The 15,731-nt window shown below is 38.2% G+C and carries 15 protein-coding genes, 1 tRNA gene and 1 pseudogene; 7 read left to right on the top strand and 10 right to left on the bottom strand.

Annotated features, from left to right (window positions below; translation table 11 throughout):
• The 7 genes from RMB13_RS14725 to RMB13_RS14690 all read right to left on the bottom strand — a co-directional run.
• Nucleotides 1-1,668: ABC transporter transmembrane domain-containing protein (locus RMB13_RS14725; RefSeq protein WP_311085625.1), on the bottom strand; the 1,668-nt coding region annotated here is incomplete at its 3' end.
• Entirely contained in the window at nucleotides 1,665-3,131 is a 1,467-nt protein-coding gene (locus RMB13_RS21860; RefSeq protein ID WP_155120865.1) for a TolC family protein, read from the bottom strand. The genes RMB13_RS14725 and RMB13_RS21860, both read right to left, overlap by 4 nt.
• Nucleotides 3,132-3,404: 273 nt before the next feature.
• Nucleotides 3,405-4,151, bottom strand: a complete 747-nt coding sequence (lptB, locus tag RMB13_RS14710) for an LPS export ABC transporter ATP-binding protein (protein WP_003650837.1) — start codon at nucleotides 4,149-4,151, stop codon at nucleotides 3,405-3,407.
• Entirely contained in the window at nucleotides 4,151-4,699 is a 549-nt protein-coding gene (lptA, locus tag RMB13_RS14705; RefSeq protein ID WP_311085624.1) for a lipopolysaccharide transport periplasmic protein LptA, read from the bottom strand. The genes lptB and lptA overlap by 1 nt, the downstream gene beginning before the upstream one ends.
• Entirely contained in the window at nucleotides 4,683-5,231 is a 549-nt protein-coding gene (gene lptC / locus RMB13_RS14700) for an LPS export ABC transporter periplasmic protein LptC (protein ID WP_311085623.1), read from the bottom strand. Before lptC ends, lptA begins: the two co-directional genes overlap by 17 nt.
• 37 nt (nucleotides 5,232-5,268) lie before the next feature.
• Complete coding sequence (locus tag RMB13_RS14695; protein WP_003650830.1) at nucleotides 5,269-5,808, bottom strand: HAD family hydrolase; 540 nt, start codon at nucleotides 5,806-5,808, stop codon at nucleotides 5,269-5,271.
• A gap of 3 nt (nucleotides 5,809-5,811) precedes the next feature.
• The gene (locus RMB13_RS14690; protein WP_080026640.1) at nucleotides 5,812-6,789 is read right to left on the bottom strand and encodes a KpsF/GutQ family sugar-phosphate isomerase; all 978 of its coding nucleotides are present in this window, start codon (nucleotides 6,787-6,789) and stop codon (nucleotides 5,812-5,814) included.
• Between the two features lie 213 nt (nucleotides 6,790-7,002).
• Here RMB13_RS14690 and cysS point away from each other — a divergent pair, with 213 nt between their 5' ends.
• The 3 genes and pseudogenes from cysS to RMB13_RS14675 all read left to right on the top strand — a co-directional run bounded on the left by cysS (nucleotide 7,003) and on the right by RMB13_RS14675 (nucleotide 9,791).
• Entirely contained in the window at nucleotides 7,003-8,424 is a 1,422-nt protein-coding gene (cysS, locus tag RMB13_RS14685; RefSeq protein ID WP_311085622.1) for a cysteine--tRNA ligase, read from the top strand.
• 63 nt (nucleotides 8,425-8,487) lie between these two features.
• Nucleotides 8,488-8,563 (top strand) — tRNA-Gly (locus RMB13_RS14680).
• A gap of 215 nt (nucleotides 8,564-8,778) precedes the next feature.
• Nucleotides 8,779-9,791 (top strand): annotated as a pseudogene (locus RMB13_RS14675) (tyrosine-type recombinase/integrase).
• 223 nt (nucleotides 9,792-10,014) lie between these two features.
• Here the strand turns inward: RMB13_RS14675 and RMB13_RS14670 are convergent.
• The 3 genes from RMB13_RS14670 to RMB13_RS14660 form a co-directional block, all read right to left on the bottom strand.
• The gene (locus RMB13_RS14670) at nucleotides 10,015-11,283 is read right to left on the bottom strand and encodes a S1 family peptidase (RefSeq protein ID WP_311085621.1); all 1,269 of its coding nucleotides are present in this window, start codon (nucleotides 11,281-11,283) and stop codon (nucleotides 10,015-10,017) included.
• Nucleotides 11,280-11,783 carry a hypothetical protein gene (locus RMB13_RS14665; RefSeq protein ID WP_311085620.1) on the bottom strand — a complete coding sequence of 168 codons (504 nt, stop codon included), beginning with the start codon at nucleotides 11,781-11,783 and terminating at the stop codon, nucleotides 11,280-11,282. Before RMB13_RS14665 ends, RMB13_RS14670 begins: the two co-directional genes overlap by 4 nt.
• A 521-nt stretch (nucleotides 11,784-12,304) precedes the next feature.
• Entirely contained in the window at nucleotides 12,305-13,006 is a 702-nt protein-coding gene (locus RMB13_RS14660) for a hypothetical protein (RefSeq protein WP_311085619.1), read from the bottom strand.
• Between the two features lie 72 nt (nucleotides 13,007-13,078).
• Between RMB13_RS14660 and RMB13_RS14655 the strand changes: the two genes are divergently transcribed.
• The 4 genes from RMB13_RS14655 to RMB13_RS14640 all read left to right on the top strand — a co-directional run bounded on the left by RMB13_RS14655 (nucleotide 13,079) and on the right by RMB13_RS14640 (nucleotide 15,646).
• Complete coding sequence (locus tag RMB13_RS14655) at nucleotides 13,079-13,450, top strand: hypothetical protein (protein ID WP_311085618.1); 372 nt, start codon at nucleotides 13,079-13,081, stop codon at nucleotides 13,448-13,450.
• Nucleotides 13,447-14,445 carry a hypothetical protein gene (locus RMB13_RS14650; RefSeq protein ID WP_311085617.1) on the top strand — a complete coding sequence of 333 codons (999 nt, stop codon included), beginning with the start codon at nucleotides 13,447-13,449 and terminating at the stop codon, nucleotides 14,443-14,445. The genes RMB13_RS14655 and RMB13_RS14650 overlap by 4 nt, the downstream gene beginning before the upstream one ends.
• Nucleotides 14,442-14,885, top strand: coding sequence for a hypothetical protein (locus tag RMB13_RS14645; RefSeq protein ID WP_311085616.1), 444 nt, complete (start codon nucleotides 14,442-14,444; stop codon nucleotides 14,883-14,885). The genes RMB13_RS14650 and RMB13_RS14645 overlap by 4 nt, the downstream gene beginning before the upstream one ends.
• Nucleotides 14,886-15,016: 131 nt before the next feature.
• Nucleotides 15,017-15,646: a hypothetical protein gene (locus RMB13_RS14640; RefSeq protein ID WP_311085615.1), complete on the top strand. Its 630-nt coding sequence runs from the start codon at nucleotides 15,017-15,019 to the stop codon at nucleotides 15,644-15,646.
• Nucleotides 15,647-15,731: the final 85 nt, after the last annotated feature.

The raw sequence follows: 15,731 nt of genomic DNA, 5'->3' as shown, positions 1-15,731 counted from the left end.
CTGGTTGAGTAAACCCATATCACGACGTACATCAGATGGGTCAATTAAAGACAAATCCAGACCATCTAAATGCACTGCTCCTTGAGTTGGGACTTGCATGCCAGATAGAAGCTGAAGCAGGGTCGATTTACCTGCACCATTACGCCCCAGAATTGCAATTTTTTCACCAGCACGAATTTTTAAATGACGGATTGCCAAACTTGGTTTCGGGTCTTCTTCTCCATATTGGAATAAGACATTTTTTAATTCGTAATCGCCATTTAAAGCAGCTTTATGTACCAGATGTGAATGGTCAGCCTGATCGATCGGACGTTGCATGAGTTCATCCAGACTTTGTTTAGCAACCTTCGCCTGCTGTAAACGTCCTAAAACGCCAGTAATTTGTGCAATCGGCCCTAACATTCGTGAAGATAAAATTGAACAGGCAACTAACGCACCCGTAGTCATTTCACCTTCCATTACCGCAAAACATCCTACCAAAACCACAATCGCATAGGTCAGACCCTGAAGCATTTGGGTCCATGCCATTAAAGTACCAACAATTTTACGCTGTCTCATAGCAATATCGGCTGAAACTTCATTCATGTGGTTCCACTGGTTTTGGAAACGCGATTCGGCACGTAATAGCTTGATATCTTCAATACCCTGCACCGCTTCAACCAGAATGGCATTACGAATTGAAGATTCTCTCATACCCTCTTGTGCGAGTTGCGCAAGCTTCTTCTGTGCCAGAATACCCGGCAAAAGCATAAGTGGCACAACAAGCAACATCACCCAAAACAGCTTTCCGCCAATAATGGCAAAAATTACCAGGAACAGGAAAAAGAATGGGAAATCGGCAATTGCACTAATGGTGGTAGAGGTCACCAGTTCACGAACACCTTCGAGTTCACGAATCTGCGAAATAAAACTACCTGTAGACTTTGACCGATCTTTATTTTTGATTCGTAAGGCATGACCAAATACACGATCAGAAACACGCAAGTCAGCACGTTTACCAATAATGTCAGATAAATACACCCGTGATATACGTAAGGTAAACTCAAAAATAGCAGCAATGAGTACACCACCTGCCAGAACCCATAAAGTCGGGATGGACTGTGATGGAACAACGCGGTCATAGACTTGCATTGAGAAAATAATGGTTGCCAGTGCCAATACATTGGCAATGAGTGAGGCAAACATAATATCAACGTAACGCTTCCAGTCTCTCAGAACAATTGACCAGAACCAGCTTGCTTCATAGGGTTTGATATATTCATCAATACGCGCATCGGGAATGGAGCTTTCAGGACGCAGAATATAGACATTCTTAATCGTATTTTTTAAGACATCTAGGCTTAAATTTTGAGAAAGGCCATGGTCTCCACTAAACTGGATACTGACATTACCTTGGGTATCGGCTTTATCAATAATGCCGACCTGTCCGTCATGAAACTCGACCATAACAGGTAGGCGCCACGGGTTCAGCAGCTCTAAAGAAAACGGTACTTTACGTAAATTTAATCCAACCTGACGTGTAATGAGCTGTAAAACATCATCAAGGTTTTGATTCTGGTTCCAGTCAAGTTGTAAACGGATTCTTTCTTCGGAAGGCTCAATTCGGTAATGTTTAGCAATCGTTAAGACCGCCTGTAACCAGGGCTGGTAGTTTATTTTTGTCATCATGGTTGTACTTCGAACCCCTGAATTGAAATATTATTTAAGTCATAAGCTTGGCGGGAACGTCCTGTTGCCGAGATGTATTGCACAATACTGTTGTAGATGTCATAACGTGCAGTTTCGAGTTCTGAATTAGCACTATGAATGGCCTGCTCTGCATTCAATAAATCGACCAATGAACGCGTACCAAGTTTGTACTGCTCTTGATAAAGTTCACGTGTACGAACCGTAGTGGCTTGGCGATTGGTCAACACCTGCATTTGGCGTTGTTTATTTTCAATTTGCTCACGGCTGGTTCTGATCTGATCCAGAACATCCATATAGACTGAATTAACTTTAGACTTTGCAGCTTCTTCTGCATAACTCGCCATTTTGACCTGAGAAGAAACTGCCCCACCTTGATAAAACTGACTGGTGGCTTCAAGCATGACCGAGCTATATAAACCATCGTCTTCATCATTGTTTGGGTTTCTACCATTAATGGCCTGACTCACCGAGCCTTTTACTGCCAAAGTTGGATAACGCGTTAAACGGGTCTGTTCCTTTTGCGCTTTGGCTACTTCGATGCCCGCTTGTGCAGCGATCATTTTTGGGATGGTATTGAATTCAGGTTCACCATATAAATCGGACACTTTCACCAAATCATCTGAAATAATCCAACCTGTTCGTGAGACATCTCCACCTAGTAATGTTCTTAAATGTTGCTGGTACTGACGTAATAAAGATTGCTGTGCAATCAAACCAGACTGTGCAGCTTGTAAATAAGACTGAGCTTGGATGGGGTCAGCTTGGCTACTAATACCAGCATTTGCACGTAAATTAGCGATTTCCTGAATTCGCTGAATACCTGCAATTTGCTGCTCGGCAATTTTATTTAATTGGAGATAGCGCTGAATATTGATAATCGACTGAGCCACATCAAGCGCAATATCGTCAATGCTGACCAGCACATTGGCCTGCTCGACTTGGAGCTTGGCCTTCTCAACCGATACACCTGATTTGACTTTACCAAAATCATAAAGCATTTGAGTTGCGTTTAAAGTCAATAACTGCCGACCACGTTCACCACTACTCAAGTCACCTGTGGTAATACCACCAGAAATTTGAGGATAATAACCCGCCTTCGCAACATCAATACCCGCGTTTTGGCCAGCTAAAGTTGAAATGGCTTGGGAAATATCAGGATTACGCTGGATTGCGATTCTCACCGCTTCCTGCAGAGTCATTTTCCTTGATGGCAGATTTGAATAAGATGAAGCTGCTCTATCATTGAGTTGAACAGTCGGAAACTCCTGCACTCTAGAACGATCTAGCTTAAAATTACTCAAGTCTTGCATCTTGGCAACTTTAAATTCATCACTACTTTTAGGGGCAAAAAGTTGTGATAAGTTGTCTTTTAGGGTGTGATATTGCTCACTAGGTTTAGCAGCATATATCACTACTGGTACATGCAATGAAGTTAAAAGCATCAACCCTTTCAGGAAAGCCGGCTTTTTACATGTCCTTTCTACTTTTCTTTGGTTATATCCAATCATGCTTGTCTTGTTGATCTTGTTTGTTATCGTTTAAAAGCTTTTACATTCTACATAGTTTTTTGCATAAAGAAGCATAATTACTTGAATAATTTACACATTACTTTTTCATCAAATGAGCAATTTAAATTATTGTTTTTAATAAATAAATATAAAAAAACTAAAAAGAGGCATTGACCTCTTTTTAGACAAATAGATTAACCATTTTATTTAAACTGTAAAATCGTCACCTAAGTAGACTTTACGGACTTGTTCGTTATCCAGAATTTCTTGTGGTGTACCTTCGGCAATGACAGCCCCTTCACTGACAATATATGCACGTTCACAAATTGCCAGAGTTTCACGTACGTTATGGTCAGTAATAAGTACACCAATACCACGATCTTTCAAAGTCTGAATGATATCTTTAATATCACCAACCGAGATTGGGTCAACGCCGGCAAATGGCTCATCAAGTAACATAAATTTAGGATCAGCAGCCAATGCACGTGCAATTTCAGCACGGCGACGTTCACCACCAGACACACTCATTCCCAATGAATCTTTAATATGACTGATTTTAAAATCATTTAATAATTCAGTAAGACGTTGTTGGCGCTGTTGCTTATTTAAGTCTTTGCGTGTTTCTAAAATGGACATAATATTTTCAGCAATGGTCAGCTTTCTAAAGATAGAAGCTTCTTGCGGAAGATATCCGATTCCTTTACGTGCCCGTTCATGCATTGCCAAATCGGACATATCAAGATCATCAAGGTGAATTTCACCTTTATCCATACGCACTAGCCCTACAACCATATAGAAGCTTGTTGTTTTTCCTGCACCGTTAGGGCCAAGCAAACCAACAATCTGTCCACTTTGCATACTAAAAGATACGTCTTTGACGACCCAACGCTTACTATAGTTTTTTCCTAAGTGCTTAATACACAAAGTTTGGGGTTGTTGAAGAGCTTGTTGCATTAGTCACGCGCTCCTGGAAAGCTTTTTGAACTTGATGGCGGAATAATAATTTGCACACGATTTGACGATGAGCCTTGAGCTTCAACATCACCTTTGTTCATACTATATTTCAATGAGTTACCACGAATACTAGAACCATCTTGATATAAATATGCACCACCAGTCAATGTAATAATGCCCGTATCTGCATTATAAACAATGGTCTGTCCTTCACCACGTGCCACGCCCTTATCAGCACTTATTTGTTGCTGAAATTTAGACGGTCTACCCTTAGCAGTAATCGTTTGAATTTCACGTTTAGAGTTTAACGTAGCAACAATTGAGTCGGCTTGAAGCTTCATCGTGCCTTGCTCAATCACGACATTGCCGGTATAGGTCGTCAAACCGGTTTTTTCGTTATAAGTTGCACGGTCTGCCACGAGTGAAATTTGTTGACCACGGTCAGACGGTAACGCAAAAGTCGAAGCTGATGATAAAGCAACGAATGTAATGATCGCAGCTTGTTTTAGGAAAGCTGAAGAACGTTTTAAATTAAGACTTTGGTGCATACTTTCCTCGAACATTAAAAAATTCGTACTGACCGTTATTCAAATTGGCTTTTAATCCTTTGCTGACAAAGTCGGCTTGTGGAGAATGAACAATCACTTGATGATCAGTTTCAATTTCTCTGGTCTTTGGATATCCAGTTAATTCCTCGGTCTGGAATTCAATTTTTCCCTGTGGAGCCAGTTTAGTGGCTACCACATCACCCGATAATATAACTTTACGGTTATCATCATAGCCATTTGCCTGCTTCGCAAAGAACGTTGCATCTACTTTGCCATCTTTATACATAGATGCATTAAGTTGATCCAACTTTGATGTTTTTTGTTGCATATCCTGTTCAAGCTGACGAACTTCAGCACGAATATACAAATTGCCCTGATCATCAGTTTGAGTCAAATGGACGCCCCGCGCCGAATATGTCATATTCTTCGCAGAACCAATGTCTAGTTTTTTTGCCTTGCCACTATAGTAGTAGTAACCACCACTTATAGCAGCAACAACTACAGCAACAATAGATAAAACTCTGGTATCCATGAGCAGGAATAGCCTACCTTTTTAAGTAATCTTATTATTAATGCGGTACTGCAAGATATTTTTCAAGAAGTTCTTGGTAAATGCCTTTTGCGATCAGCAACATATCACAGACTTCTCGTACAGCACCACGTCCACCCATCGACTGTGTCACCAAATGCGCACGGCGACGCACTTCTTCATGACCATTTGGCACAGTGACGCTCATTCCTGCGATTGCAAAAGCAGATAAATCAGGCCAGTCATCGCCCATATATAAGCAATCAGATGGCAAAATATTAAACTGTGCACAAGCTTCACGTAGCGCAGAACCTTTGTCCTCACGCCCTTGAAAAACGAGATCCACGCCTAAATCAGACATACGTTTTTCAACGATATTACTTTTCCGGCCCGTAATAATGATGATTTTCATACCCGCTTGCTGCGCAAGTTTCATACCTAAACCATCACGAATATCAAATGACTTAATCTCATCGCCACTATTCGTTAAAGTTACAAAACCATCACTCAAAATACCATCAACATCCAGAACCAATGCCTGTAAATGACGTGCTTGTTCTAACAATGCATAAGATGCCATTGATTAATTTACCCCTGCCTGAATAAGGTCATGCATACTAATTACACCAATCACTTTATTTTGGTCATCCACCACAACAAATTGACTAATTTTTTTCAGGTTAAGCTGTTGTAGAGCTTCTACCGCACGTGCTTCTTGAGAAATAGTTGACGGTTTTTTTGTCATTACTTCAGAAACAGGTAAATTCACATCGAAACCTTGCTGTTTATCAATTAAACGACGCAAGTCACCATCGGTGAAAATACCAAGCAAATGTTCCTCATCATCAACAATAGTCGTCAAGCCCAAACGCTTATTAGAAATTTCGTAAAGTACTTGATTCATTGGTGTGTCTGGTGAAACTTTTGGCAATTCTTCGCCAGTGTGCATCAGGTGTTTTACATGTAAAAGTAAACGCTTACCCAAGGCTCCAGCAGGATGCGAACGCGCAAAATCATCTGCGGTAAAACCACGAGCTTCAAGTAAAGCAACAGCCAGTGCATCACCCAATACTAAAGTCGCTGTCGTGCTCGATGTCGGAGCTAACCCTAATGGACATGCTTCGTCCGACTCACCTAAAGTTAAAGCGATGTCGGCATTTTGAGGCATTGGCCCTTTATCGGTACGGCTAATGGTAATAAGAGGTACGCCAAGATGTTTGATGAGTGGCATCAACATCATGATTTCATCACTTTTTCCAGAATTGGAAATCGCAATTAAAACGTCACCACGAACCAACATACCCAAATCACCATGCCCAGCTTCGCCTGGATGCATAAAGAAAGATGGTGTACCGGTTGAGGCAAAAGTCGCAGCCATTTTACGGCCAATATGCCCTGACTTACCCATGCCAGTAATCACAACACGGCCTTTACACTGTAACAATATTTCACAAGCCTGACTAAAACTGTCATTAATTTGTGTTGCTAACACGTCTAAGGCTTGTTGCTCAATACGCAATGTTGCTAATGCGCTGCTTTGAAAATCTGTAGGATTGGGCATACGAGTTTGACTCAAAATAATTGATCTGATCTCTTGTGAAGATCGGTGATTTTAATCAAAAGATTTGGGGGCATTCTAACATAACTCAATCATTTACACGTTTTTAAATGTATAAGATTTCACAAGCTTATAAAATTCTTGTATAAAACTTTGTGAAAAATGATGCATCAGTTATGATGTAACACTGTTTTTGTTGAGTGTTTGAAAACCCTTATGCAACCGTTTGTTTTATATAACTCTGAGCAACGAAAAAAAGTTGAATTTGTACCTCGCAAAGAAGGTCACATCGATATGTACGTCTGCGGTATGACCGTTTACGATTACTGTCATATCGGGCATGCTCGAGTTATGGTTGCATTTGACTACATTATACGTTTCTTACGTAGTCAAGGCTGGAATGTTCGCTATATTCGCAACATTACCGACATTGACGACAAAATTATTAAACGTGCGAATGAAAATGGTGAAACCATTCAGCAGCTCACCACTCGTTTCATTGATGCAATGAACGAAGATGCAGCCAATTTAGGCTGTGCCGCACCCGATGAAGCACCTAAAGCGACTGAATATATTGATCAGATGCAAAATATGATTGGCAATCTGGTAAATAAAGGCTCTGCTTACCCTGCTTCAAACGGCGATGTTTATTTTGAAGTTACCAAATTTGAAAAATATGGTCGCCTCTCTGGCCGTAAGCTTGATGATATGCAAGCAGGCGCAAGTGAGCGTGTCGACGTAGAAGTTGAAAAGAAACATCCGTTTGACTTTGTACTTTGGAAACATGCCAAAGAAAATGAACCATCGTGGGCGTCACCTTGGGGCAATGGTCGTCCGGGTTGGCACATTGAATGTTCTGCGATGTCGACTTGCTGCCTAGGCAATCACTTTGACATTCATGGTGGTGGTTCAGATTTAATGTTCCCACATCATGAAAATGAAATTGCTCAAAGTGAAGCGTCAACTGGTGAACAATATGTAAACTACTGGATGCATGTTGGCTTCATTAACGTTGATGGTGAAAAGATGTCTAAGTCTTTAGGCAACTTCTTTACTATTCGTGATGTGATGGAGAAATTCCATCCAGAAGTGATTCGCTACTTTATTGTGTCTTCACATTATCGTAGTCCTGTGAACTTCTCTGATGTGGCATTGAAAGAAGCAAAAACTTCTTTAACTCGCTTCTATCATTCATTTAAAGCTTATCAACAAGTGTACCGTCAAACGACAACTGAAACACTTGATCAAAGCTTTATTGAACGTTTTAACAATGCAATGTGTGATGACTTTAATACTGCCGAAGCTATGGCTGTATTGTTTGAACTCAACAAAGAGTTAAACCGTGCTGTAAAAGAAGAGCAAGCTGACCAAGCGACTGTGCTTTATTCGACATTACGTCACCTCACCAACATTTTAGGTTTGGTACAACACGATGTAGATGCTTTCTTAAAATCAGATATTGGACAAGAAGCGCTTACTTTGTCTGATGCTGAAATTGAAGATTTCATTCAACAACGTGTTGATGCGAAAAAAGCAAAAGATTTTGCGAAAGCAGATGGTATTCGTCAGTCTTTGCTCGACCAAGGTGTTGTATTAGAAGATACGCGCCAAGGTACAGTTTGGCGTCGTGCTGATTAAATGTTCAATTAAATCACAAGAGTGTTGACACTTTAGTGAAACACTCTATAATGTGCTCACATTGCGGGAATAGCTCAGTTGGTAGAGCATAACCTTGCCAAGGTTGGGGTCGCGAGTTCGAGTCTCGTTTCCCGCTCCAAGATTTTATGTATTAAAATCAATAGGCTGCATAACTTTAACGAGTTATGTGGCCTGTTTTTTATTGTCGATCGGTCAGCTTTGACTACTCAAAATAGTCAAAATTCGCATTAAAAAACGCTTTATATTTCCGTTGCGACACCAAAAAAGTGGATGTCTTTTAGGCATTCGCGAATTTTGGTGTCGCGGCGACACCACGAAATTTGGAGTGTTATTATGCAAAAGCCGGTTAAGCGCGGGGACGCGTGGCGCATCACTGTTCGTTACTTAGGAAAACGTTACACAGCTACTCGAGATACTGCGAGTGAGTGTGAACAATGGGCCGCAAAAAAATTATTAGAATTACAATCTCAACAGGTTAACCCTGAGCCTGAAAAAATCCATATCTCCTTCTATGCTCTTTTTGAACAGTACTATCAAGAAGAAGGCAGAAAAATGAAGAGTGCCCGCTTAATTGTTCAAATGCTTAAATGCCTAAAGAAAAATTGGGGGAAATTAGCAGATGAATCAATTCACGACCTGACACCAGCATTAGTTAAACAATGGCGTGATAAACGTTTAAAGCAAGTTAAAGGTGCAACAGTCATTCGAGAAATGGCTATGTATAGTTCAGTTTTCGATTTTGCACGCAAAGAACTATTTCTAACTAAAGAAAATCCCTTCAAAGAAATATCAAAACCAACTGCCCCTCCTCCACGTAATCAGCGGATTTATCAGAACCATATAGATAAAGTTTTAGCTGGGCTCGATTATGAATGGGGAAAGGTGCCTGTTCAGCCAAGACACCGAGTTGCATGGTGTTTCTATTTGCACTTGAAACGGCAATGCGCAAAGGTGAAATACTCAGTGTAGAGAAGCGATTAATCTTTCCAGATTTTATACGACTCTTAGATACTAAAAATGGTACTTCTCGTGATGTGCCTTTAACTACGAAGGCAAAAGAGCTACTTTCTTGGCTACCTGACGATCCTGACGATAACCGTATGGTTCCTCTTACCTCTAATGCCTTTCGATTAATGTGGCAACGTAACTTACGTAGAGTTGGCTTAGATGGCGTTATTACGTTTCATGACACGCGCCATGAAGCTATTACCCGTTTTGTTCATGACTATCGTTTGCCAGTAGAAATCTTAGCTAAGATTACTGGCCATAAAACGATTAGTGTTTTAGTAAATACTTACTACAACCCTACAGCTTCTGAAATTGCTAAAATGTTAAGTGCTGCATAGTAAAAAGCCCCTTAATTGGGGCTTTTTTGTTTACGGATGCGGGGTTAACTCCCCCCATCATCACTCGCTTAACCAAGCTAGGTAAATTGCCATAGCTTTAACGTTAGTTTCTAATTCTGTATTACCGTGTTTATTGCTCATGAGAGCAATTAAATGATGAGCGGAATCAGAAAAAAGTGACTCATCATGGTATGAATCACCTTTTTCTTAAAATTAATCTATATCATTGTTTTAGTGTATTTACTGAAGAAATATGATCATCAATGTAGTCAATTGGCATATAAATAGCGTAATCATCTGGGTTAGTAGAACTATTACCTGCTGTATGTACTCCCACACCATTTACATTAGTTGAAGATCCTGGATATAGGAACCAAGGACCTCCACTATCTCCACCAGCACTAATATTCGCTTGATTACTGTTAGCTACTTGAATCCAACCGGCAACCCCATCGTGAGAGGCGTTACCATTTGTTATTTCACCACAAGTAATTCCTGTAGTCTGTCCAGATTTACAAACGATCATACCCTTTTTTTGATTTAAGAATGTTGTAATTGCTGTCAGACGGAAAATACCTGTAGCTGGGAACTCAGGAATACCATTTAGATCTTTAAAAGCGATTTGATTATCAAGATTTAGTCCCGTCCCATCCCAAATTTGATAATCATACTTATCACTTATGTTATCTCCACCGCCACTAGGATCACTACGATGTTGTTTTTCAACGATAGGACCGCTAAGTAGAACATTATGATCACTGAATTTGACTAACATATCATTTGGACAGTGGCCCGAAGTCAGCACTCCTTTTTTAGTCACACCACCAGAGATATAACTTACAGCAAATCCAGCCGTACATCCCGGACTTCCACTTGTAAAAGACAAAGTATTTCCTGCATAAAGCTTATCTCCTGACTTCACACCACTCGGTGCAGCTTGGATTTTAGGTACATTACCGACTCTAATTGTTACTTCACCATTTCTGGCTTTAGGTAGAATTTGCTTCACCAAGTTAACATCTGACTTCTTTTCGACAGTAATCAAAAACTTTTGTGACTCTAAATCATAAACTGAAGTGTAGATAATATTTAATCGATTAAGTGAAATGTTAATATCATCTAACTCTTTTGAGTAAACATTTCTAGATTTTTTTGCTTGTTTTATTTGTACCCATTTTTGCAGTTTTGGATCTAGAGATTTAAGAAAATCTTTTCGATCACTATTATCAGCGAATAAAACTATAATTTTATACACAGGTTGATGTTGAATATACATATCTGCATAGTTAGGATCATTAGCCTGATTTAGCTTTTCAGAAAGTGCGATTACATCATTTTGTAAATCAACTCGCCTATTCGCTTCATCTGAAGAGATATTGTACTTTTTTTGAAGATAATCAACGTTGGCTGCGGCATGAGTCAAAGAAGTAAAGGACATGCCAATTAATATGCTTGCTAACAATTTTCTTTTCAAACTACTTAGTTTTGTCATTTTTTAATGTCTCCTGGTAGTGCCAATTTTGGCTCACAATAACTCGGTATATTTTTAATTGGTTTCATTTTCTCTTTATCTATTGCTAAACCTCCAAATAGCAATGATTCACCTAATTTGTATTGTTCTTTTGACTTACTATCTTTAAGTCCTGCAATATTATTCTGCTTATCAAATATTATTTCATAGTTCTTAGGCACTACTAATGTATGAATAGTTTCTTTATCACTTTCCACTAAGATGGATAAACAGTTGTTGTGTAGGATTAATTTACCAGGCCATATCGCTTCTAACTGATGTAAATCTTTATCAAACTCTAAATCTTTTGAAAGAAGAAAAAATTGCTTATAAGATTCTTTCGCTTTTGCTTCATGAGTAATGTTACTAACAGAAACTTGGTCGGTCGTAATAGGTGTTAGGTTGATATTCTTTTCTTCAGCAGAACATCCATGTATGAATGGCATACATAATGGAAAAATAGAAAGCAAAACTCTCTTCACAAATTAAATCCTTGTTAAATAATATAATATTGATTGTAAAAATATTTATTCAGTTTATAGGTAATTAAAAAATTTACCATTTGGTATATTTTTAAACGCCCCTTATCTAAAATACAACTTAATATAATAATAAAAATGTAAATATATATTTTAAACAAATTAATAACTTTACCTATCTCAATGAAAGTTATTGAGAATAAGCTAAATATTAAAGTTTTTTGTATTGCTTTCACACAAATACCAACACTCACATTGTTATTGATCGTATGAGCTGTGCACCCTGAAAGCAGAATGCACGGCAAAACCAGAACACCTTCATAGTGAAACACGGTTAGCGATCCAACGTAAAAGAATTGCTATTGGATAGGATTTCTTTCATAGATTTCAATATAACGTTGGCCTTGCATGATATGCAGCTAATTTCAACGTTTTTGAAGCTAAGTTTTCAATGATACAAAATCATCGATATAGCAAACAATAACTTAGTTAATCTTGGTCCAGTTGGACCAATGGGCAAAATATTACACATTTGAAGTAGTTAAAAAGTTGTTCTCAATATGAATGGCAAAGCTACCTCCAGTCTCACATGATTGTAAATACAGGTCAAAAGACGGTGTAACACTAGTATCTATAGAAGCTTGTTTCGCAAAAATAGTCTTTAAATGCTCTATATAGTAACTAATGAAATGCCCCTCACTTTCAAAGCTATTTAAGCTCCTTAAATTGCGCTGGAAGTCTTGTAATAATACTAAATCGGAAGGAATATTTAAACAGCATACCTCTATGGTCCATTCTTTAATTTCATTAACTTGGGACCTTAAATGTTCGCGACCACCAAGTTTAAATGTCTCAAAAAATGGCTGTATGGGTATTATATATAATGAGGTTTTACAGCCATTAAATATTGAGAATATAAGCGTATTATTAGAAAGAAGCTCTTTTGAAACCCCTTCAGACAATCTTCTTTCTATTTCCATTTGAATAGCATCCACTTGTTCAAGTTTTTGTTCTTGTTCTGTTAAATTTTCAAAATAATTCATTATACGATTTATAAATAAACTTTCGCCTGTGCCTGTAATAGCACCACGGCACCATAACTTTATTTTCGCCTCATCATCATGAGATATTCTTAATAATCCAGAGTTTATATCATATACCATCGCTCTTTTATCAGCGGCAATCAGTATACAATCTCCGAGATGCGCCGAAACAATCATGGTCATAAGTGTATTTTTTGAGTTTAAACAAGTTATGTTATTCTAATCACATAAATTTAAATTTGAGAATAAAAAAGTATGGCGGGTGGTTCACGTATTGTAATTAATGATAAAGGTATTACGATAATAACGGGAGGTAAATTTGAGGTTAAAGCTGGTCAACATATATTCAAGTCTGGTGAACAAGTTGTTAGCCACTTTCCAGTATTACCCGAAAGTAAAGGAATATTTAATCTGAGTGTTCAATTAATTGATAATCAAAATGCACTGTATAAAAATAAAGCATATTTCGCAATATCAGAATCAGGCAAACAATTTGAAGGTATGACTGATGAGAATGGTTACACTCAACGGATATATACCCAGAAAGAAGAACAAATATCTTTCCATCTTTTAGAGAACCATGATTATCCGGATCCTGTGCTACCAAGTGAGGAAGACACAGAATGAGTACATGTTATGCACAGTTGAGATTAAGAGGACTAGGCGATTATACCAACTTTTCATTTTCCGCTTTATTTATCGCACAAGATACTGGTAGAAGGTTTGAAACGGGCAAGTTGAAAATCAACCCTTCAGGTATATCTGTAGAGGCAAGTTTCCCACTTCAGAAAAATGAAAATGCTAAAAACTGTACTGTCCGATTTAATGTGTACTTGCCGACTGGTAGATTGTTAGAGCCTCAACCCTTCGTTGGCACTACATACACGAAAGAATCAGGCAGTAGCGTAACGCACACAGTACATCAAGTTAAATTAGTTGCTCATAAGACTAGCCAAGAAAAAGACCACAATCTTGATCATGTTATGGTTAATCGTTCAGTACCAGCACCGGATGGCTTAAACATGGTTGCCTATTATAATGCAGCCATTAATACCTCCGCAGCAAAGTATGGTGTGGATCCGTTGGCTGTTGGTTCAATTATTTTTCAGGAAAAATTCTTTTCAGCAGCAGCCATCGCCAAGAACTATATTGCATATGCGAAAGACCGCGGAGGCGTTAAATCCCATAGAAGCTATGGTCTTGGTGAAATGCAATTAGGTTTGGCCGCAGATCTGCTAGGTTATCTGGAGAGTGACCCAAATAGGCTTAGAAAGACATTTGACCTCATCACTAACAACCCTCAAGTAGCAACTGATCTTGTCGCTAAGAATATTTCTTTAAAGCAATTAAAATTAGGCCGCCAGCTCACCCCTAGAGAAGCTACAATACTGCACAATGCTGGTGAGAAGGGTTTAGATTCTTATCTGGATCCTTCAACTAATAAGGCTAGTTTTGATAATCCCTCTAGAGTTTATAATCGATCAAGAAATTGGCAAGAATCCATTAAACAAGCTTTAAACGGTATTATTTATTCTAAACCGGATAATTGTGAAGCATGTACCGCAACCCCACGCACATTGCATAAATACTGGAAAGCTGGGGAAGGATATACAGGAATATGAAAACTCTAAACTTAAAATATTACTTGGCTATCGTATTGATAGTATCGGGCATTTTAGCCATTTGCTTTGAATCCTTATCTAAAGGATTTGTGACTTTTGCCCCTTACGGCGTAGATGAATATATTTATTTAAGAGACATGCAAGGCTCAACAGATGACGATAGTGTTTTACTATGGTTCTTTGGAATTATAAGTGTCGTACTTGGCCTTATTATGTTCTTTGTCAAAAATATAACTTATGTTTTAAGAATAGGTTTTTTTGTTTATATCTTCTTATTTTTAAGCGCATTTTTAGCTGAAAGTGATCCAATCAACCAACTTGTTATAAATACTATTAAATTCGATCAAAATATTTATTTAATTCTGTGGCTTATTTCCTTACTTATTTATACCATTTTATTCATATTATTGAATATTAAACATAAACCTAAGGAAGCATAATGGAATTTGAGTTTATAGATATCTATAAACTCAAGAAAAAAGCCCTAATTCTTTAGGGCTTTTTATAATACATTTAATCTAAATGTGGTCCAGAAAAAGGCGTCCCCTCTAAAGCAGACTCAAGCATAAGTATGAAAAAGTATTTACCCCTATTTATCGTTTATTCATCATTTTTTGGTGGCTGTAGCAATGCTTCGGATAGTACAAAACAAAGCGAAATCACAGCACCTAAGCCAATATCTGCTGAAGACCAGAAAATTATAGATAAACATAATGAGTATATTGAAAAATATTCTATGGAAGATAGAGAGGTCTTCCAGAAGCATATGCGGGAAATACTTCCTGAGGTCGATAAAATTACGGACAAACGTAAACGTGAACTACTTCAAATGAATATTTATATGATTTTGAATGACTATGACAAGGCACACGCATTGAATAATAAGCAACTTGCGGAGAAGCCAAATGACACAGCAAGACTTACATTTACATGTCAGTTGTTTACCATGCAAGGGAAAGAAGCAACTTTGGTTAATAAGTGTTATGACAATGTTGCAGAGGTTCTAAAAGTGGAACTAGACAAACCAGAAAACAAGACCGACCCTGATTATAAGATAGGCGAGTTCTCATACTTGTATGCAAAATATAAAGCTGGACACCCTGAGTATAAAGAGAAAATGCAAGAGTACATTGCAGAAACTAAAGATGAAAAATTAAAGGCAACTTTAACATCACTTTATGAGGTGGAATTTGAAAACTAAAAAAAGGCCCTGATTCCTCAGGGCCTTTTTTTAAAGTGCTCTAACGCGAATTGATACATTTACCTTGCTATTGATAGCATGAGCT

It is taken from the genome of Acinetobacter sp. V102_4 (assembly GCF_031799005.1).
Lineage (GTDB): Bacteria > Pseudomonadota > Gammaproteobacteria > Pseudomonadales > Moraxellaceae > Acinetobacter > Acinetobacter calcoaceticus.
Note: the sequence above shows the minus strand (reverse complement) of the source record. Positions and strands in the feature narration are given on the sequence as shown.